Raw genomic sequence first — 19593 nt, 5'->3', positions numbered from 1 at the left:
AAATGTCACAGGAAGCTTTAGGTATGATTGAGACCAGAGGTCTTACAGCTGCAATCGAGGCAGCCGATGCTATGACCAAGGCAGCAGAAGTTCATCTGATCGGTACAGAAAAGATCGGATCCGGACTGGTAACTGTACTTGTCCGCGGCGATGTCGGCGCTACAAAGGCTGCCGTAGAAGCCGGAAGCGCTGCTGCATCCAGACTTGGAGAGCTGGTTGCCACACACGTAATTCCGAGACCTCATGAGGATGTTGAGTACATTCTGCCGCATAATCTCGAGTAATCACTGAAGGAGCTGACGATCCATGGGAAATGCGTATGGCTTTATAGAAATAGTAGGCGTAACCGCAGCTATGGACGCCGTCGATATCATGTGCAAGGCAGCCGATGTGAGGCTTGCTTCCTGGGAACGGAAGCTCGGAGGACGTCTGGTCACCTTGATTATTGAAGGAGATGTCTCCTCTGTACAGACAGCGGTTGACGCGGTCATGAGGGAGTGCATCAAGAAACCAACTCTGAAAGCGGTCATTGCGAACCCACATGAGGAAATTGTAAAAATGGTTCAACTGAGCGCAAGCAGATGGAGAACAGTGGGAGATTACGCATGGCGGAAATAAAGAAAACGAAGGTAAATCCTTCCGGTAATGAATCCGCAGAAAAAGCCGCGGCTGCGGAGCAGAAGAAGCCCGCAGAGAAGAAGATTATTTCGGAAACGGTGAAAAATATGGACGCCGGCACAGCAGAACCTGCAAAAGCAGGGAAGCCTGCAGAAGCAGAGAGGCAAGAAGAAGCAGAGAAGCCTGCAGAAGGGCAAAAAACTGCAGAAGCAGAAAAGCCTTTAGAGGCGGAGCAAACTGCAGGAGAGGTAAAGTCCGCTGCACCGGAGAAGGCTGCGGAGACGGCTGAAGCTGACAGCATGGATTCAAAAGCCGAATCAGAAAAGACAGAAACCGTTCATATCGAAGAATCAGATAAAACACCAGTAAAAGCGGATGAGCCCGCACACACGAATTTCAAGGAGGAAAGAAAAATGACACAGGAAGCTTTAGGAATGGTTGAGACAAGAGGACTTGTAGCTGCAATCGAGGCAGCCGATGCGATGTGCAAGGCAGCAAACGTAAGCCTGATCGGAACAGAGAGAATCGGTTCCGGACTCGTAACTGTTATGGTTCGCGGTGATGTAGGCGCTGTAAAATCCGCAGTTGAAGCCGGCGGAAACAATGCTTCCCGTCTTGGTGAGCTGGTTGCGACTCACGTAATTCCGAGACCGCATCAGGATGTTGAGATGATCCTTCCGCATCTGAATAAGTAAGCATTTGTACCTTCAGGGGTTGCGAGGCTTATCAACGAAAGTATTAAAGTTCAATTCAGATAACGAGGTGTCATTTTGGATACAAATCAGATTGAAACCATCACCCGCATGGTGATTGAATCCTTAAACAAAGCGGAGGAAAAGCCCTCTAAGGGATTTCTCGTTCCGGTTGGTGTATCCGCGAGACACGTACATCTGACACAGGAGCATGTAGAGGCTCTGTTCGGTCCGGGCTATCAGCTCACCAAGAAGAAGGATCTGATGGGTGGGCAGTTTGCGTCGAACGAGCAGGTTACCATCGTGGGTCTCAAGCTCCGTGCCATTGAAAATGTTCGTATTCTGGGACCTGTGAGAAAACAGACACAGGTTGAGATTTCCGCAACGGACGCAAGGACGCTCGGCATCAAAGCACCGATACGTCAGTCAGGCGATATCGCAGGAAGCGCGCCGATCGCGATTGTAGGGCCAAAGGGAGCCATTTATCTCAACGAGGGAGCGATCATTGCGATGCGCCACATCCATATGTCTCCGAGAGATGCTGAGGCAGCCGGCCTCAAGAATGGCGACATTGTTTCCGTAAAGGCTGAGAATGATCGCGGTACAATCTTCAATCACGTGGTTATACGTGTAGATAAGAGCTTTACTCTTGAGATGCATATTGATACCGACGAGGCAAATGCGGCGGGAATCAAACAGGGCGATACGGTAACCATTATTCAGTAGTCGGATCCTGATTTTCGGTGCTGCCATGTTCTGCAAGACAAATTCTTTGCAGTCCGGCAGCACTGCTTGTACATATAATAGTAATTTAATCGTAGTTTTCTGCACACGGAGCCCGGGGCGTGGTGTGCGCCTGAAAGTTCTGTCTGCATTTTACGGATGAAAGAATCATACAAGGAATCATCTAATCCGTGTTTTACGGATGAAAGAATCATACAAGGAATCATCCAATCCGTGTTTTACGGATGAAAGAATCATACAAGGAATCATCCAATCCGTGTTTTTCGAATGACGGAATCATACGGAGGATTATCCGTTTCGTATTTTTAAGCTGAAAGAATTATATAAAGGATAATGATGGAGGAAATATGATAGCAGGAAAGGTTGTAGGAAGTCTGATTTCCACCCGTAAAAGTGAAAAGCTGGTCGGAAATAAATTTATGATCGTAGAACCACTGCATCATATGGCGGCGGACACACGCCAGATCATAGCCATCGATGTAATCGGTGCCGGAATTGGTGAATATGTTTTGATTGCGCAGGGAAGTGCTGCCAGAATCGGCTGTGATATGCAGGACGCTCCGGTAGACGCGGCAATCGTCGGCATCATCGATGACAACGGTTATTTTGAAGAAGAAAATTCTGGAATGGAGAAAGCATGAAATTTGAGGAGTTGCAGCAAAAACTGAAGGACGGCGGCGTGGTCGGTGCCGGTGGCGCCGGATTTCCGTCCTATGCAAAGTTAAATAAAAATGCGGATACCATTCTGTTAAACTGTGCAGAATGCGAACCGCTTCTGCAGCCACATAGACAGCTGCTCCGCAGTCATGCGGATGAGATTCTCGCGGGACTTCACATGGTAGCCGAGACCGTCGGGGCAAAGCAGGCGATCATCGGAATCAAGAAGTCCTATGAACATGCAATTGCAGCCGTCGAAAAAGAAATCGGCAAATATCCGGAGATGAAGATTCATTACCTTCAGGAAGTATATCCGATGGGGGATGAGGTCATCCTGATCTACGAGTGTACCGGACGGGTCGTTCGTCCGGGCGGTCTTCCGATCGAGCAGGGCTGCATTGTATATAATGTAGAAACTATGTACAACATCTATCGGGCTGCGGTAGAGGATAAGCCGGTCACCTTCAAATATCTGACGATTATCGGTGAGGTATCAAAGCCGATCACAGTTCCTGTATCTGTCGGATGTTCCTTCAAATCTGTGGTGGATCTCGCGGGAGAGCTTACCTGTGAGGATCCGGTGTATTTTGTCGGCGGTCCGATGATGGGTCGTATTCAGCCGCATGATGGAAGGGTTACGAAGACAACAAACGCAATTCTGGTTCTTCCGCAGGATCATCCACTTGTCATGAAGAAGCGCAGAAAGTCTAAGATTGATCTGGCGAGAGCCGCGTCAATCTGCTGTCAGTGTGAGACATGTACCGATTTGTGTTCGCGTCATGCGCTCGGACACCCGATTGATCCCGCAAGATTTATGAGATCCGCCTCCAATGCGGATTTTCAGGATCTGAACCCGTTCCTGAATACAAACTTCTGCTCACAGTGTGGTATCTGCGAGCTGTATGCGTGCCCGCAGGACCTTGCGCCGAGGACCTTGATCGGTGAGTACAAGGCGGGGCTGAGGGCAAAGGGAATCAAGCCGCCGGTTGTTGAGGCGGTTCCCGTGAAGCCATCCAGAGAATTCCGGAAGGTTCCGGAGGACAGACTGAAGGCGCGTCTGGGACTGAGCAAATATGATCTGCCGGCGCCCCTGGATGATGAACTGCAGCCCGAGGAAACCGTACGCATCCTTCTCAGACAGCATATCGGTGCGCCGGCTGTTCCGATCGTCAAGGTCGGTGATCACGTGGAATACAGGCAGATGGTTGCGAAAGCGCCGGACGGCCTTGGGGTTGCGATGCACGCATCTCTGCCGGGCGTTGTAACGGACGTGAACGATACGTTCATCAGGATCAGAAAAGAGTAAGAAAGGACGTAGGCGGCTATGAGTAAAGCAATCGGAATGATTGAGTTTAAGAGTATTCCAACGGGTATCACCGCGGCGGATTTGATGGTAAAGACCGCAGACGTTGACATTGTCGAGGCGCAGACTGTCTGCCCCGGAAAGTATATAGCCATTATCACCGGAGATCTCAGTGCGGTGAAAGCATCTGTGGAAGCGGCCAGCACGGCATATGAGTCCGAGCTTATCGATAATTTCGTACTCGGAAATCCTCATGAATCTCTCTTCCCGGCAATGTATGGGGCCAGTGAGGTCGGAGAGGTGAATTCGCTCGGTATTCTGGAGACTTTTGATGTTGCTTCTCTGATTGAGGCGGCAGATGCGGCTGCGAAGACAGCCATTGTGCAGGTGATTGAACTGCGTCTTGCAAAGGGCATGTGCGGTAAGTCCTTCATGCTGCTCACCGGTGAAGTTTCTGCTGTGACAGCTTCCATCGAAAAGGCAAGGGAGATCGCAGGAGAGAAGGGAATGTATTTGGATTCACAGGTGATTGCGCATCCGGATCAGAAGATTATTCAGACCATTCTGTAAGATGAATATTCAGCTCCGGGAATCCTTTCTCGGGGCTGCTTTTTATCTGCGCGGTCAGTGAACTGCATCAGAATATGAAGTGATTGTGAGCAGAGGCAGCCGCGAGTATGAGAGAAAACCCGCGAAGCGCGTATGATCATTATCTTGATGTAGGAGGAAATAAGAGTGCTTGCAATTGAACGACGTAATTTGATACTTGAGAAGCTGCAGGACAATAAAAAAGTTGTCGTCAGCGAACTGAGCAAGCTTTACCACGTCTCGGAAGAAACCATCCGCCGGGACCTGGAGAAACTCGAGCAGGAAGGATACGCCACGAAAAGCTATGGCGGCGCGGTGCTGAATGAGAACGTGGGTTTTGATATGCCGCTCACGGTGAGAAGCCGCAAGAATGTCGTCGCGAAGCAGAAAATAGCGGAGATTGCGGCGGGGATCATACACGATGGAGATCACATCATGCTGGACGCAAGCTCCACAGATCTTTTTATCGCGAAGGCAATCAAGAACAAGCAGAGACTGACCGTGGTCACAAATTCCATCGAGATCATTCTGGAGCTGTCCGAGGTTCCCGGGTGGACGATTATTTCAACGGGCGGAACACTCAAGGAAGGTTATCTTGCTCTGATCGGGCCGGAAGCCGAGAAGTCCGCGAATGCTTATTATGCGGATAAAGCCTTTGTGTCCTGCAAGGCTCTGAACCGTGATCACGGGATCATGGATTCTCTCCAGCAGTTCACATCTCTGAAAAAGGTGACCATCGAATCGGCCGCGAAGAGCTATCTGGTACTGGACAGCACCAAGTTCGACAAGACAGCGTTCTCCAGAATCGATACATTGGAGCGCATCTATGGGGTGATTACCGACCAAAAACCGGATGACTACTGGGTGGAGTATTTTGAACGCGAAGGAATCCAACTCTGTTATCCTGAGACGGCCGGACATTGACGCGGATCGGTGAAATTTTTGCTGAAGTACTGCTGAAATTTGCTGAAATCTTGCTGAAATTTTGCAATTTACACATATTGACACAGGATTTACTTCGTGCTATGCTAGTACAGCGACAACGAAGTAGGTCCTTTTTTTTTACGCTTTTTTGGTAGAAAGAGGCGGTGAACGTGATCGTTTCCCATTTGCCAGAAATGCAGAAAAATCGGGCCCGATTTTAGTGTTTATTACAGTGGAGGTGGAAGTCGTGCGTACCAGAATTACATTAGCATGTACAGAATGCAAACAGCGCAACTACAATACGACGAAGGATAAGAAGACACATCCGGAGCGTATGGAAATCAAGAAGTACTGCAGATTCTGCAGAAAGCATACGCTGCACAGAGAGACCAAGTAATTGAGAACCTTCGTTCTTTCGTTTTCTCTGGTGAGGTGAGTTTATGGCAGACGATGCAAAGAAGAACAAGGCCGGGAAACCAGCAAATACCGACAAGAAAAAGGGCAGCTGGGCGAAGGGCCTGAAGACTGAATGGGACAAGATCGTATGGACAGAACCGAAGACTCTTGGCAGACAGACCGCAGCAGTCGTTGCCATCTCGGTGGTTGTGTGCGTACTGATCACGCTGGTAGATAATCTGGGACTGCAGGTTATGCAGTTGATCATTGGGTAAGGAAAAGGTGGATCAATGTCAGATTCTGAAGCAAAATGGTATGTAGTTCATACTTATTCCGGTTATGAGAATAAGGTGAAGGCTAACATTGAGAAGACAATCGCAAACAGACACCTTGAAGACCAGATCCTGGAAGTCCGCGTACCGATGGAGGAGGTCGTTGAGGTAAAGAACGGCACGAAGAAACAGGTACAGCGAAAGATGTTTCCGGGATATGTGCTCCTTAACATGGTTATGAATGACGACACATGGTACGTCGTTCGCAATACCAGAGGCGTTACCGGATTTGTAGGTCCGGGTTCCAAACCGGTTCCGCTGTCACCGGCTGAGATGCAGCCGCTGGGAGTTGACGCCGGTGAGAAGGTTGTCATCGACCTCGAGGTCGGTGATCAGGTTGTCGTTATCGGAGGCGTGTGGAAGGATTCCACAGGTACCGTGTCGGCAATCAATCAGAGTAAACAGACCGTTACTATTAACGTTGAGCTGTTCGGACGTGCGACGCCGGTTGAAATCAGCTTCGCAGAAGTCCGCAAGGCCGGCTGACGGCCAGTGGGAGGGACATTCCCGCAAATACCACATTATTTTAGGAGGTGCCGAAAATGGCAAAGAAAGTTACAGGTTACATTAAATTACAGATTCCTGCAGGCAAAGCTACTCCAGCTCCGCCGGTTGGTCCTGCTCTTGGTCAGCACGGTGTAAACATCGTACAGTTTACCAAGGAGTTCAATGCAAGAACTGCTGATAAGGGAGATCTTATCATTCCTGTAGTGATTACAGTTTATGCAGACAGAAGCTTCAGCTTCATCACAAAGACTCCGCCGGCAGCAGTACTTATCAAGAAGGCATGCAACCTCAAGAAGGCTTCTGGAGAACCGAACAAGACAAAGGTCGCTACCATCACAAAGGATCAGATCAAAGAGATCGCCGAGATGAAGATGCCAGACCTTAATGCAGCATCCGTAGAGAGCGCCATGAGCATGATCGCGGGAACCTGCCGCAGCATGGGCGTTGTCGTTGAGGACTGATTCGGTCGACAGTAACTTTCGTAAGTGTCTGACGTTTCCTTCGGAGAAAGCGCTAATTCTTGCATGTGCGCCGGAAGGACGGACACAAATCGTGGGAGGGAAAATCCCGCAACTACCACAGGAGGTATTTTTAAAATGAAACACGGAAAGAAATACGCAGAAGCTGCAAAAGCTATTGACCGCGCAAATCTGTATGATCCGGCAGAGGCAATTGCCCTTGCAAAAAAATCTGCAGTAGCTAAGTTTGATGAGACAATTGAAGTACATATCCGTACAGGTTGTGACGGACGTCACGCGGATCAGCAGGTACGTGGAGCTGTTGTACTTCCTCACGGAACCGGCAAGAGCGTTCGTGTACTTGTATTCGCAAAGGGAGCAAAGGCTGATGAGGCTAAGGCTGCCGGCGCTGATTTTGTAGGCGATATGGATCTGGTTCCGAAGATCCAGAACGAAGGATGGCTTGATTTTGACGTTGTTGTTGCGACACCGGATATGATGGGTGTTGTAGGACGTCTGGGCCGTATCCTCGGACCGAAGGGCTTAATGCCGAACCCGAAGGCCGGAACAGTTACCATGGATGTAACAAAGGCAATCAACGATATCAAAGCAGGTAAAGTTGAGTACCGTCTTGACAAGGCAAATATCATTCACGTTGTAATTGGTAAAGCTTCCTTTACGGAAGAACAGCTGAATGACAACTTCCAGACACTGATGGCAGCTATTAACAAAGCCAGACCTGCCGCACTGAAGGGCCAGTATCTGAAATCCGTTTCCGTTGCTCCTACAATGGGACCGGGCGTGAAGATCAACCCGATCAAGGTAAGCGCATAATTTCGTCGCAAAATTATGTGAGGGCTTTTTTGAAAGCTGTATATAAGGAACGTCTGTCTGCGAATGCGGTCTGCACAAATTGCTTTCGCGGCACGTTCCTGCTAGAATCCGGCCATAGTGGCCGGATTTTTTTTACGCGAACTGTGAGCCGCAGCCGAATGCGAAGTATTCGTCTGCGGCGAGCGTCGCGATAGCGAGATAAAACTCGCACAGCGTGTTTTATCTCGTTGCAAAAAGAAAATCGGAAATACATTCGAGGTTTCAGGGGAAGAGTCATGGACAAGCTTGTGTTTATATTATCAAAATGTTTTCAGCTTACCGGTGTGAGTATCTCTTTGTATAAGAAGGGAGAAATGATCTTCAGTGCCGGTACAGAAGATTTTTACCCGATTCGGGATACGAAGGAATTCAGGCAGAGGCTGATTCAGACGGCGCAAAGTCAACAGGTACCCCTGATCGGGCGGGATGTGCATAAGGTAATGTTCGCATGTGCTGGCGGCGGGGATTCCTTCTGCTTTTTGGGGCCTGTTTCGACAGAGCATTTAAACCGTATAGAGGTGCATCGTTTCTATTTTGATATGGGAATGCGCAAGGGCATGGAGAAGCAGATTCCGTATCTTCCTCTTCCACGATTGCTGGCGTGTGTTGAGATCATAGCGGCTGAACTAACCGGTCATACATATACGGACGAGGAGATTCTTGACGCGAATGCAATCCGGGATGATTCGGAGTTGACCGCAGAAAAAAAGAAGAGGCTGGAGCGGCAGGATGTGATGGAGGAAGCTGCGCATCATACTTACATGGAGGAGCGAAAACTTTTGGATTGTGTGCGGGAGGGGCGCGTCGAGGAAGCCCTCGGCATGAACGCCCGGATGGATGCAGAGATCGGGATGATGTCAAAAAATGAAACGGAGCAGTGCCGGAAGCTGGCTACGGTGGCGATTGCTCTATCAGTCCGAGCAGCGATTGATGGAGGACTCTCGCCGGCAGAAGCCTATCAAATGAGTGATGATTTTCTTCAGAAGCTGGATGCATGCAACGATGTTTCCACACTGATCGCTATGCGCAATCGGGCCGTTCGTGAGATTACGACAAAGGTACATGATCGTCTTATGAAAAGAAAAAGGTCCAGTTATGTTGAACGATGTTGTGACTATGTGAATAAAAATTATAGAAATAAGATTTATCTGACAAAGATTGCGTCGGAGCTTGGAATCAGTCCGTCATACCTTTCCCGCCTGTTCGCAAGGGAAATGGGAGTGACACTTCAGGATTATATCGTTCGAATACGCATAGAACATGCGGCAAATCTTCTGAGATTTTCCAATGAAAGTATTTCTACGATCAGTGACTATGTAAATTTTCCTTCACAGAGTTATTTTGGAAAAATGTTTCTGAGATACAAGAATATGACACCGCGGGAGTATCGTGAAGTTTATAAGCCAAAGGAGTTCTGAAATAGATTACGCCTTTGTAGAATTGGAAAGTTTCTGCGTGAATTTTCAGGAATCTTTTATCGTTCAAGTTAAGTATAGAAAAGACAAAATAATATAAACGCCTGCTGTGGGTATCGGATACACTATAGATGTTAAAATTCTGAGCCTGCGGCAGGTTTTTTTTATTTCGGGAGTACCGCGGGCAGCTCCGTTAGAAGAAGGTGGGAGAGATGAAAAAATATCTGGTCATTGATATCGGCGGTACTTATACAAAATATGCGGTCATGGATGAGTCGTGCAGATTTTATTCAAAGGACAAGATCGAAACGGTAAAATCAGATCTGGAGAGCTTTATTGAAATGCTGGTCTGGATTTATGAATCAACGGAAGAAGTAAGTGGGATTGCAATAAGTTCCGCTGGAATGATCGACAGCGAGACAGGTTTTATGTATAACGGTGGGTCTCTCTTTATTATCAAGAATATCAACCTGGTAGAGATTCTGGAGCATCGATGTCACGTGCCGGTAACGGTGGAGAATGATGCGAGATGTGCAGGGCTTGCAGAAGTATGGAAGGGTGCACTTTCGGAATGCAGTAATTCTATTGCATTGATTATCGGGACAGCAATTGGCGGTGCGGTCGTCGTAGACCGTAAGGTTCTGAAGGGCAAGAACTGCATGGCGGGAGAATTCAGCTATATTTTGACAAACGGGAAGGAAGCGGACGATAGGGATCAAATATTCGCGGTGAACGGTGGTATGCCGGCGCTGATTCATCTGGCATCTGACCGACTTGGAATTTCTGAAACAGAGCTCACCGGAGAGATGATTTTTTCCAGAGCTAACTGCGGGGAACAGGAGGCGCTTGCGTGCATCCGTCAGTACGCGCGGACGCTGGCTGTCCAGATCAATAATCTTCAGTTTATCTTTGACCCGGAAAAAATAGCGATCGGAGGTGGCGTAAGTGAACAGCCACTGTTGCTGCAGCTGATCCGGGAAGAGCTACGGTCGTTATCGAAGGTGTATCCGTATCCGGTTCCAGTTGCTGAGATTACGAACTGCCAGTTTTTCAATGATTCGAACCTGATCGGCGCGCTCTATGTACACTTGAGAGCACAGGAGGAGGAAATCCGTCCGGAACGGGTGCGGGAACTGCTTGATCTGGTAAAAAATCGACGGGAGGGAGAATATCTCCGGGCACTTCTGCTCGGCTGAGGCCGGATAGCAGTCAGTGATTGCGTGGAATGATGTGAAAAAAGTTTGTTTTCTAATGGAAGATCAGTCTGCAGAAAAAGGAAAGAAGAATAATTTTTAACTCAGGAGGAAATGAATGGGAAATAATGGGACAAACTGGGTCTGGACTCCGGACTGGCAGGCAGAGGACGACAGGAGAGCGGAGATCGTTTATTTTCGCAGGAAAATGGATCTGGAGGCCAGAAAGGTTCCGGCTTCTTTGCGGATACGGATTTCTGCTGATTCACACTATAAATTGTATGTGAATGGTATCTTTGTGCAGGATGGACCGCAGAAAGCGATGGATCTGAAGGAGTGGTTTGTGGACGAGGCGGAGCTGGCGCCTTATCTGAAGGTGGGTCAAAACATATTGGCAGTTGAGGTGCTCCGTTATCCGGAGCCGAATCTCTCCTTTGGCGTTCCTGTGAGCAATGACAGTCTGCTGCGTTCTCCGATTCCTCACTTATATTTGGAGCAGATCGGAGCATGTGAAGGAAAAGGATGTGCGGAAGAGAATAACGTGGGAGCGGGTGCCGGAGGGTGGAGATGTCTGATAAACCGGGGAATCAGAGTTGTGGATGAAGAATCTATGCCTGCGCCGATTCATGCGCAGGAGATAGTAGCGGCGACAGCAGATGTCGCAGGCTGGAAGCAGGCCGGATACGATGACAGTGCGTGGCCGGGAGTGCTTGTAAGGGGCGGCATGGAAATCCCCAAGAGCGACGCGCCCGGAAATCTGGTAAAAAGGACGGTTCCGTATTTAAAATACAAGGAGACACGCTTTGCCGGGATCAAGGAGGTGCGTGAGATTTCCGGAGACGCTTCGAAGGAGACAAAAGCTGCTGTTCGGGATGCCTGGGAAGAGATGCTGGCGGGAAGGGGCGCCGTGCATATACCAGCGCACAGCAGGGCAGTCGTCGAGGTCAGCGCCGAGACGGAACAGTGTGGATTTTTGAATTACTGTTTTTCCGGAGGAAAGGGAGCGGTAATAAAGACGCTGTGTTCGGAGTGTTACGCGTATCCGCCGGAGGATGCGGTATCGGCGGACGGGATTCCTGCGAATCCCAGAAAAGGAGACCGGACGGATTCCGTGAATGGGAGACTTTACGGACATACTTCGGTCTATGGTATAGCCGGGTATGGGACACTTGAAAAACCGGAGACCTACGAACCGTTCTGGTACCGTACCTTCCGGTTTATACAGCTGAAGATCGAGACCGGAGAAGAGGGGCTGGATTTTCTGGATTTCTCGTATCGGGAGACCGGATATCCCCTGGAGGTTCAGACCGCAGTTGCCTCATCGGATCCCTCACTTGTGCCAATCTGGGAGATCAGTCTGCGGACGTTGGAACGTTGTATGCGTGACACCTATATGGATTGCCCTTTTTACGAGCAGCTGCAGTACGCGATGGACAGCCGCGAGGAAATTTTATACACCTATGCGGTTTCCGCGGATGACCGGCTTGCCCGTCAGGCAATTGAGGCGTTTAGGCGTTCCCAGAGGCCGGACGGCATGATCAACGCTTCCGCACCGGCTCAGAAGAGCAATGTGATCCCGGGATTTTCCATCTATTATCTGTTGATGGTATATGATCACATGATGTATTTCGGAGACCGCACGCTGGTCCAGGAGAACTGGAATGCGATTGATCAGCTTCTTGGCTGCTTTGAGCGGAATCTTGCGTCGAATGGTATGGTGGGAAAGATGGGCGGCTCACTGATGGATTCGAGATACTGGTCCTTTGTAGACTGGACAAAGGAATGGAATGCGACGATGGGAGTGCCTTCTGCGACGTATAAGGGAAGCGGGCAGCTTACCATAGAGAGTCTCCTTTACGCATACGGATTGCAGAAAGCGGCGGAGATGTCAGATTTTGTGGGAAGGAGGGAAATAGGAACGGAATACCGCGGCCGTGCGGAAGCAGTGCTTCAGTCGATACGGAAGCATGCGATGGGGTCTTATTCGGAGGCGGTCTGTGCTGACGGAAAGGGTGCACAGGAAGCAGCTGCCGGCTTTGATGGAAAGCCCGAACAGGAGAGGACTTCTTCGGATGGCGGGTGGGGGAAGAATGCAGAGATCTGTCTGGTTCAGGACGGGCCTGGTATTGAGGATTATTCGGTTCATACACAGGTATTTGCGGTGCTTACCGGACTTGTCACCCCTGAGGAGGGGCGGAAAATGCTGGAACTGACGGTCGGAAATCCGAAATTGCCGCAGGCATCTGTATCTTATATGTTCTATTTGTTCCGAGCGCTGGAAATCACCGGCTGGTATGAGAAGACAGAGGATCTATGGGACCTCTGGAGAAAGATGGTGTGGGAGCATATGAGCACCTGTGTGGAGAACGGAACAGACGGAAGATCCGACTGCCACGGATGGGCTTCGCTGATTCTCTATGAGCTGCCTGCAGTGGTGCTCGGTGTCCGTCCTGCCACACCCGGCTTCGAAAGTATCCGTATCGCGCCGATGGCGGGATATCTGAAATCGGCGTCCGGAGACGTGGTTACGCCGCGAGGGACGGTTCATGTTGCATGGAAGAAGAACACTGACGGTACATTGGACATCAAGGCTGAAGTGCCGGAAGGGATCAAAGACATGGAAGCTCAGGTATATTCAAATCACCGGGCAATATAGGAACAGGAAAGGCAAAATAACGTCATAAGACGCACTAAAAGAGTGATAAGATGCAAATGTAAAAGGCTGCGGGAATGCGAATATATGCGGCAGCTGCGAAAGGTGCGAATCAAGGTGGCAATTGGTTTGTTATATTTACGGTCCAGCTTGCGGGGTATGGGCATTTAACGGGAACGATGCAGGCAGATAGCATACGAAAAAGGAGAAATACACCATGTCAGATAGAGATGATCATCTGGGGCTTAGAAAAGAGGATGTTGAAAATAGTAAGAGTGAAGAAGGACTCGGGACTGCGGGGCTGCTTCGTTTAATGAGTGATGATCCGGCGGTTGGAGATGTGCTGGCTCTTTCCAAAGACGGTGAGGTTATCGATCAGCGGCTGTCTATCATGTCAATGCCAGAGGATTCGGAAGAAGAGATCCGGTATTGGGAGCATTATGAAAAAGGACTTCATAAAGAGGTACATGAGGAAGGGTTCGAAAAGTGGTCCTCGTTTGTTCCGCTGTCTGCAGTTTCTGACAAGGATCGGAGATATCCGTTGATTTTTTGTCTGCACGGCGCCCACAATCCGATACAGATGACCGAGAGCTATGGCATCATTCAGGTAGCGGCAAGAGAAGAATGCATCGTGATTGCACCGGAGAACGAAAACTGGGAATCTATTCGCAGACTTCTGGAGATCGCAAAAAACGTCTTTCCGGTTGACTGGAGCCGTGTCTACCTGATGGGATATAGCTTTGGCGGTTTTTCTGCTTCCAGACTCGGGCTTGCACATCCCGAGATTTTTGCGGGAATCGGTATGGGAGGCATGCTTTTTGCTAACGATGTTGCCGCACATGACCTTGACGGTCAGTGGTATGAGGCCTATCATCTGACAGATGACATGGTAGAGAAAGCCAGGAATCTTGGCATCGCGATTTCACTTGTCATGGGTGAGCATGAAATGCTCGGACTTCTTCCGATCCGTCGTGAACCGGGCGGGGAAGCAAAGGACGGTGTGATTCCGTTAAAGCCGGAAGATAAAATGATTTCCTATAACAATCTGCGTCGTGCAGCCGGATGTGACGCAGCAGCTTTCCCGCTGCCGGGGGAACAGAAAAACGACATTGAGCGGATGACGGGGATCCGGTTTGAGGCAGAAGAGGAGAAAGTCTACAACGATCGGCGCTATCTGTTCGGGTACAATCAGAGGCCGGACGGGCAGTGTATGTTCGAGACGGTCGCCATCGAAGGAATGGTGCATTGGCCGTCTTCTATGTTTGGAGAGATTCTCTGGGAACATCTGTCGAAATTTTCCAGAGATGCGAGAACCGGGAGACTGGTACAGCGGTAAGGGTAGAGGAGATGAAAATGGATCAGCTGCATATTAATGTTTTACATGATGCTTGAGCGTCAGAACTCTGAGAAATCCTGGCCTTGTCCGTTGTGTGTAAGCGGCTATGGGGTTAAGAGCAGATAATATAAAAAATCGGGAGGATAACAGCCATGAATTTTCCGGAAAATTTCCTGTGGGGAGGAGCTGTCGCTGCAAATCAGCTGGAGGGCGCATATAATGAGGATGGGAAGGGACTTTCTATCCAGGATGTGCTGCCGCACGGGCTGAAGGGACCGAGAACAGCCATACCGACAGAGAACAACCTGAAGCTGGAAGGCATTGATTTTTATCATCGCTATAAGGATGATATCCGGATGTTTGCAGAGATGGGCTTCAAGATTTTTCGAACCTCCATCGCCTGGAGTCGGATCTTTCCGCACGGAGATGAGGAGGAGCCGAATGAAAAGGGCCTGCAGTTCTACGATGATCTCTTTGACACCTGCAGGCGGTATGGGATTGAACCGATGGTGACGATTTCTCATTATGAAACCCCGCTGTATCTGGCAGAAAAGTATCACGGGTGGACGAACCGGAAGCTGATCGATTTCTATCTCCGCTACGCGGAAACAATCTTCACCAGGTATAAGGATAAGGTAAAGTACTGGTTGACCTTTAACGAAATCAATTCGATTTTGGAGTCGCCGTTTATGAGCGGCGGCATTCCAGCTTCCAGGGAAGATCTTTCAGAGTCTGACCTCTATCAGGCGATCCACCATGAGCTCGTTGCGAGCGCGCTTGCGACAAAGCTGGGGCATGAAATTAATCCGGAGTTTCAGATCGGATGTATGGTTCTGGCTATGCCGATCTATCCGCTGACGCCGGATCCCTCGGATGTCATTTGCTCGATGGAGCAGAATCATCTGAATGAGATGTTCCTGGCGGTTCACGCAAGAGGTGAATATCCGGGTTATGCGAAGCGTTATTTTCACGATCATAAAATTTATATCCATATGGATGAAGACGATGAGCAGGCGCTGCGGAATACCGTGGACTTCATCTCCTTCAGCTACTATGTCAGTGTTTGTGCCACAGCGGATCCGAAGAAGAATAAACGGGGAGAGGGAAATCTGCTAGGAGGTGTTCCAAACCCGTATCTGAAGTCCAGCGAGTGGGGATGGCAGATTGATCCGCAGGGACTGCGATATGTGTTGAATGATTTCTGGGATAAGTATCAGAAGCCGCTCTTCATCGTAGAAAATGGACTTGGGGCAGCGGATGAGCTGGTGGAACTTCCGGACGGTACAAGGACTGTATATGATGACTATCGGATTGATTATATGAGAGAGCATCTCAAACAGGTCGGCGAGGCCATTGCGGACGGGGTTCCTGTCATGGGATATACCGCTTGGGGATGCATCGATCTGGTAAGCGCTTCTACTGCCGAGATGAGAAAACGCTACGGCTTCATCTATGTAGACAGGAACAATGACGGAAGCGGAACTCTGGAGCGGTATCGAAAGAAGAGCTTTTACTGGTATCAGCATGTGATTGAAACGAATGGACAGGAACTATAAGAAGTCCTCTTTGTTATTCAATGTACTAGCTAGGTACAACAGGTACTGGAGGTTTACCGCTTACTTACGGACAGTGACCGTTTATTGCATAATATGTTTATAAAGATAGTGGGAGGTAAAAAATGTATTATCAGTTCCCAGAGAATTTTACGTGGGGTGTTGCGACAGCAGCGGCGCAGATTGAAGGTGGCGCGAATGAAGATGGTCGTGGTTTGTCTATATGGGATGTTTTCTCAAGAATACCGGGTTCTATAAAACATGGTGGAGTTCCTGAGGTGGCCTGTGATTCCTATCATAGATATGAGCGTGATGTTGAAATGCTTAAGGAGCTTGGGGTTAACTCTTATCGTTTTTCTTTTTCATGGTCTCGTATCATGCCAGATGGTACAGGAAAAGTTAATGAGGCTGGAATTGCCTATTATAAAAATCTGATTGCATTACTTCGTGAAAATGGAATAAAACCTAATGCTACAATGTATCATTGGGATCTGCCATATCAGCTGCAATTAAAAGGCGGCTTTGGTAATCGAGAAATCGTAAAGTGGTTCACAGAATATGCCAGGGTTTTACTTGATAACTTTGGAGAGGATGTTGATTTCTGGGTTACTTTTAATGAGCCAATTGCTACCTATGTAGGTTACTCACAGGGATTTTTTGCGCCTGGACTTCATGATGAGAAGTATGCACGTCAGGCACTGCATAATCTGCTTATTTGCCATGGAGAAGTTGTAAAACTTTTCAGAACATATGGATTTATGAATTCGAAAATCGGAATCGTTGTGGATGTGTGGAAACATTATCCGGCTAATCCTGGAAAAGAAGAGGACGAGAAGCTTGTAATCGAAAATAATGAGATCAAAGGCTTTGGTATGTTTCTTAATCCACTGTTTTTAGGTGGATATTCAGAGGTCCTTATGGAATATTTTGAAAAGAATGGACTGACACCGGATATCCAGGATGGAGATTTTGAAACGATCAATCAGCCATTAGATTTCTATGGATTAAATTTCTATAACGGATTGTATGATGATGCTGTGAAATTAAAGGAGCAGGAAGAAGCGAAAAAGCAGGGTGGCGGTAATTATCAGGACAGACCGGAAAGCCATCCAGAAGCGGTTTGTGATGTACTTCACATGTTGGTTGATAAATACAAGATCAATATTCCAATTTATATCACAGAAAATGGTTTTCCTTATGATAATGCAGATGGAAAAGAAGCGAACATGAACGATGATCTTAGAATTGATTATGTGAAACAGGTACTTAAATGGGCTCACAAAGCAATTGAGGAAGGAATTGATTTAAGAGGATACTATCTCTGGTCTCTGATGGACAACTTCGAGTGGTCAGCAGGCTACTGTGCACGTTATGGAGTCTATTATACAGATTACGAGACTCTTGAATGCAGCCCCAAGAAGAGTGCGAAGTGGTATTCTGCAGTAACAAGAGATAACGGATTCGAAGAATAATTTTACGACAAAGGTGGATGACTACTATGGAAAAATCAAGAGTAGGTGTCATTGGAACAGGAATGATATGTCGAGTTTATATTGATAATATTTCCTCGCGTTTTTCTGTTCTGGAACTTGCTGCAATTGCTGATAGAAAAATTGAGAAGGCAAAAGCAGTAGCAGAAGAGTATGGGGTAAAGGGATGTACCATAGACGAACTGATGGAAGACGATTCTATTGATATTATCCTGAACCTGACACCACCAGTCGCTCACTACGAGCTCATGAAAAGAGCACTTTTGGCGGGAAAGCATTTTTATACGGAAAAAACATTTACGATGAATGTAATTGAGGCTCAGGAGCTCATTATGCTGGCTCAGGAAAAGAACCTGATGATTGGCTCTGCCCCAGATACATTCTTTGCCAGCTGGGTACAAAATGCACGTCATATCATTGATAGTGGAAGATTAGGACGTATAACTTCTTTTGCAATGATAGGAAATCGGGATAATGACAAGATGCTTCCAGCGATGCGCTATTTGAATGGTCCAGGTGGCGGAGTACTCTATGATTATGTGTGTTATTACCTGACAGTACTGATTAACCTGTTAGGACCGGTGGCCACAGTTTCGGCGAATGTCAAGGCACCATACAAACGTCACATTGATAATTTTCCTCCTTCTGAGACAAAAGGGACAATAGTGGAAACTCCTAATGAGAGTCAGGTATACTCAATTCTTGAAATGGAAAATGGAATCACTGGTACGCTCTCAGTTAATTGCGACAGCTGTTATTATGATCGAACATATTTTGCAATTTATGGCAATAAGGGAATTCTGTATCTTGCCTGCCCAGACTGGTTTAATGGTGAAATAAGCATCTATGAAAATACGACTGCGCCAGAGGATGCTGAAAATCAAAAGGTTACAGTAATCGAAGATCCATATGCATTTAAGACAAATAGTCGAGGCGTTGGACTTGCGGATATGGTATGGGCTCGGATTGAGGGCAGAGAACCTCGTGTAAATGCTGAGAGATGTCTGCATGTGCTTGAAATCGAGGAAAGAATGAAGGAATCAAGCGATAAAGATGGACTTAGAGTTCATGTGGCATCTACATGCACTAGATGTCTCCCGCTTTCCATTCCAACAGATACAGAAGAAAGTGCTTTGAGGGTAAAATAATATGATCATAAATCCCAATATGCATCTCGGTTTTAATTGCAAGAATCTTGAAAAATCAAAAAAATGGTATGAAACATTCCTTAATTGTAAAGAGAAGTTTACTATATTTTACGGCGATATGATCCCGGATAATCAGGAAATGCTTGAGGCAATGGACAAGGATCGACTTTCCTTTCTTGAGGAAAATAAGGATGTGCCTTGGATTGTCTACATGGAGTTTCAGGATGCGCCAGGTAATTTTATAGAATTATTCAACACGATAGGAGCCAATATACCGCATGTGCCCTGTGAACAAACAGATTTGAATTTTACTCATTTTGCACATACTGTGGATGATGTTCAAAAGTTCTATGAGGAAGTGTTGGCAAAAGGTGGAGAGGATTCGGTATATTTAGCACCGGCTGCAAATATTGACAGAACTAAAGCAATGTGGCTGCAGGATCCTGATGGAAATCGAATGGAATTAATTGAATATACGGATCTGAGTATGCAGCGTATTGGCAGGGAGATGCCAAATGATATGACATTATCAGAATTTTTTAAAAGTATAGGAATGGCATAAAGAAAAGCAGGGGCAGTTTTTACTGCTCCTGCTTTATTTACGGTGTGCCCGGCGGGCGCACGTTCTAATGGGTGAGAGTCCCTGATCCGCCCGGCAGTGGGAAGGATGCAGCTGAAAGCAAGGGCGTCATCGTGAGGTGAGGTCTGAAGGA

Annotated in this window: 21 protein-coding genes; all 21 read left to right on the top strand. The window is 47.9% G+C overall.

From position 1 onward, the window contains the following. The first annotated feature begins 2 nt into the window (after positions 1 to 2). The 21 genes from ACTNDI_RS12315 (at position 3) to ACTNDI_RS12215 (ending at position 19442) form a co-directional block, all read left to right on the top strand. Entirely contained in the window at positions 3 to 284 is a 282-nt protein-coding gene (locus tag ACTNDI_RS12315; protein ID WP_441101276.1) for a BMC domain-containing protein, read from the top strand. A 22-nt stretch (positions 285 to 306) separates the two neighbouring features. Then, positions 307 to 618, top strand: coding sequence for a BMC domain-containing protein (locus ACTNDI_RS12310; protein ID WP_441101275.1), 312 nt, complete (start codon positions 307 to 309; stop codon positions 616 to 618). A gap of 413 nt (positions 619 to 1031) precedes the next feature. Beyond that, on the top strand, positions 1032 to 1313 hold the full coding sequence (locus ACTNDI_RS12305; protein ID WP_441101300.1) for a BMC domain-containing protein: 282 nt from the start codon (positions 1032 to 1034) through the stop codon (positions 1311 to 1313). A 108-nt stretch (positions 1314 to 1421) separates the two neighbouring features. After that, positions 1422 to 2036 (top strand): phosphate propanoyltransferase, encoded by a 615-nt coding sequence (gene pduL / locus ACTNDI_RS12300; RefSeq protein WP_441101299.1) that lies wholly within the window; start codon positions 1422 to 1424, stop codon positions 2034 to 2036. Between the two features lie 365 nt (positions 2037 to 2401). Beyond that, a complete protein-coding gene (locus ACTNDI_RS12295; protein ID WP_441101274.1) occupies positions 2402 to 2695 on the top strand; it encodes a EutN/CcmL family microcompartment protein in 294 nt (97 codons plus the stop codon). After that, positions 2692 to 4017, top strand: coding sequence for a 4Fe-4S dicluster domain-containing protein (locus ACTNDI_RS12290; RefSeq protein WP_441101273.1), 1326 nt, complete (start codon positions 2692 to 2694; stop codon positions 4015 to 4017). The genes ACTNDI_RS12295 and ACTNDI_RS12290 overlap by 4 nt, the downstream gene beginning before the upstream one ends. Positions 4018 to 4035: 18 nt before the next feature. Then, positions 4036 to 4584, top strand: coding sequence for a BMC domain-containing protein (locus tag ACTNDI_RS12285; protein WP_441101272.1), 549 nt, complete (start codon positions 4036 to 4038; stop codon positions 4582 to 4584). A 165-nt stretch (positions 4585 to 4749) separates the two neighbouring features. Further along, on the top strand, positions 4750 to 5526 hold the full coding sequence (locus tag ACTNDI_RS12280; RefSeq protein WP_441101271.1) for a DeoR/GlpR family DNA-binding transcription regulator: 777 nt from the start codon (positions 4750 to 4752) through the stop codon (positions 5524 to 5526). Between the two features lie 247 nt (positions 5527 to 5773). Beyond that, positions 5774 to 5923 (top strand): 50S ribosomal protein L33, encoded by a 150-nt coding sequence (gene rpmG / locus ACTNDI_RS12275; RefSeq protein WP_441101270.1) that lies wholly within the window; start codon positions 5774 to 5776, stop codon positions 5921 to 5923. 43 nt (positions 5924 to 5966) lie between these two features. Beyond that, a complete protein-coding gene (secE, locus tag ACTNDI_RS12270; RefSeq protein WP_441101269.1) occupies positions 5967 to 6197 on the top strand; it encodes a preprotein translocase subunit SecE in 231 nt (76 codons plus the stop codon). Between the two features lie 15 nt (positions 6198 to 6212). Continuing rightward, a complete protein-coding gene (gene nusG, locus ACTNDI_RS12265; RefSeq protein ID WP_441101268.1) occupies positions 6213 to 6740 on the top strand; it encodes a transcription termination/antitermination protein NusG in 528 nt (175 codons plus the stop codon). A gap of 56 nt (positions 6741 to 6796) precedes the next feature. Beyond that, entirely contained in the window at positions 6797 to 7222 is a 426-nt protein-coding gene (rplK, locus tag ACTNDI_RS12260) for a 50S ribosomal protein L11 (RefSeq protein WP_441101267.1), read from the top strand. A 135-nt stretch (positions 7223 to 7357) separates the two neighbouring features. Next, entirely contained in the window at positions 7358 to 8053 is a 696-nt protein-coding gene (gene rplA / locus ACTNDI_RS12255) for a 50S ribosomal protein L1 (protein WP_441101266.1), read from the top strand. Between the two features lie 353 nt (positions 8054 to 8406). Beyond that, positions 8407 to 9510, top strand: coding sequence for a helix-turn-helix transcriptional regulator (locus ACTNDI_RS12250; RefSeq protein WP_441101265.1), 1104 nt, complete (start codon positions 8407 to 8409; stop codon positions 9508 to 9510). Positions 9511 to 9719: 209 nt separating this feature from the next. Next, positions 9720 to 10703 carry an ROK family protein gene (locus ACTNDI_RS12245; RefSeq protein WP_441101264.1) on the top strand — a complete coding sequence of 328 codons (984 nt, stop codon included), beginning with the start codon at positions 9720 to 9722 and terminating at the stop codon, positions 10701 to 10703. A gap of 115 nt (positions 10704 to 10818) precedes the next feature. Further along, positions 10819 to 13356, top strand: a complete 2538-nt coding sequence (locus tag ACTNDI_RS12240) for an alpha-L-rhamnosidase-related protein (protein WP_441101263.1) — start codon at positions 10819 to 10821, stop codon at positions 13354 to 13356. A gap of 214 nt (positions 13357 to 13570) precedes the next feature. After that, on the top strand, positions 13571 to 14689 hold the full coding sequence (locus ACTNDI_RS12235; protein WP_441101262.1) for a hypothetical protein: 1119 nt from the start codon (positions 13571 to 13573) through the stop codon (positions 14687 to 14689). A 152-nt stretch (positions 14690 to 14841) separates the two neighbouring features. Further along, positions 14842 to 16245, top strand: coding sequence for a glycoside hydrolase family 1 protein (locus tag ACTNDI_RS12230; protein ID WP_441101261.1), 1404 nt, complete (start codon positions 14842 to 14844; stop codon positions 16243 to 16245). Between the two features lie 122 nt (positions 16246 to 16367). Continuing rightward, positions 16368 to 17714, top strand: a complete 1347-nt coding sequence (locus ACTNDI_RS12225) for a glycoside hydrolase family 1 protein (RefSeq protein ID WP_441101260.1) — start codon at positions 16368 to 16370, stop codon at positions 17712 to 17714. A gap of 26 nt (positions 17715 to 17740) precedes the next feature. Then, on the top strand, positions 17741 to 18880 hold the full coding sequence (locus ACTNDI_RS12220; protein WP_441101259.1) for a Gfo/Idh/MocA family protein: 1140 nt from the start codon (positions 17741 to 17743) through the stop codon (positions 18878 to 18880). 1 nt (position 18881) lies between these two features. Continuing rightward, on the top strand, positions 18882 to 19442 hold the full coding sequence (locus ACTNDI_RS12215; protein WP_441101258.1) for a VOC family protein: 561 nt from the start codon (positions 18882 to 18884) through the stop codon (positions 19440 to 19442). Positions 19443 to 19593: the final 151 nt, after the last annotated feature.

Origin of the sequence: Bilifractor sp. HCP3S3_D3 (assembly GCF_052063915.1) — a bacterium.
GTDB lineage: Bacteria > Bacillota > Clostridia > Lachnospirales > Lachnospiraceae > Bilifractor.
This window is presented reverse-complemented; position numbering and strand designations above follow the sequence as displayed.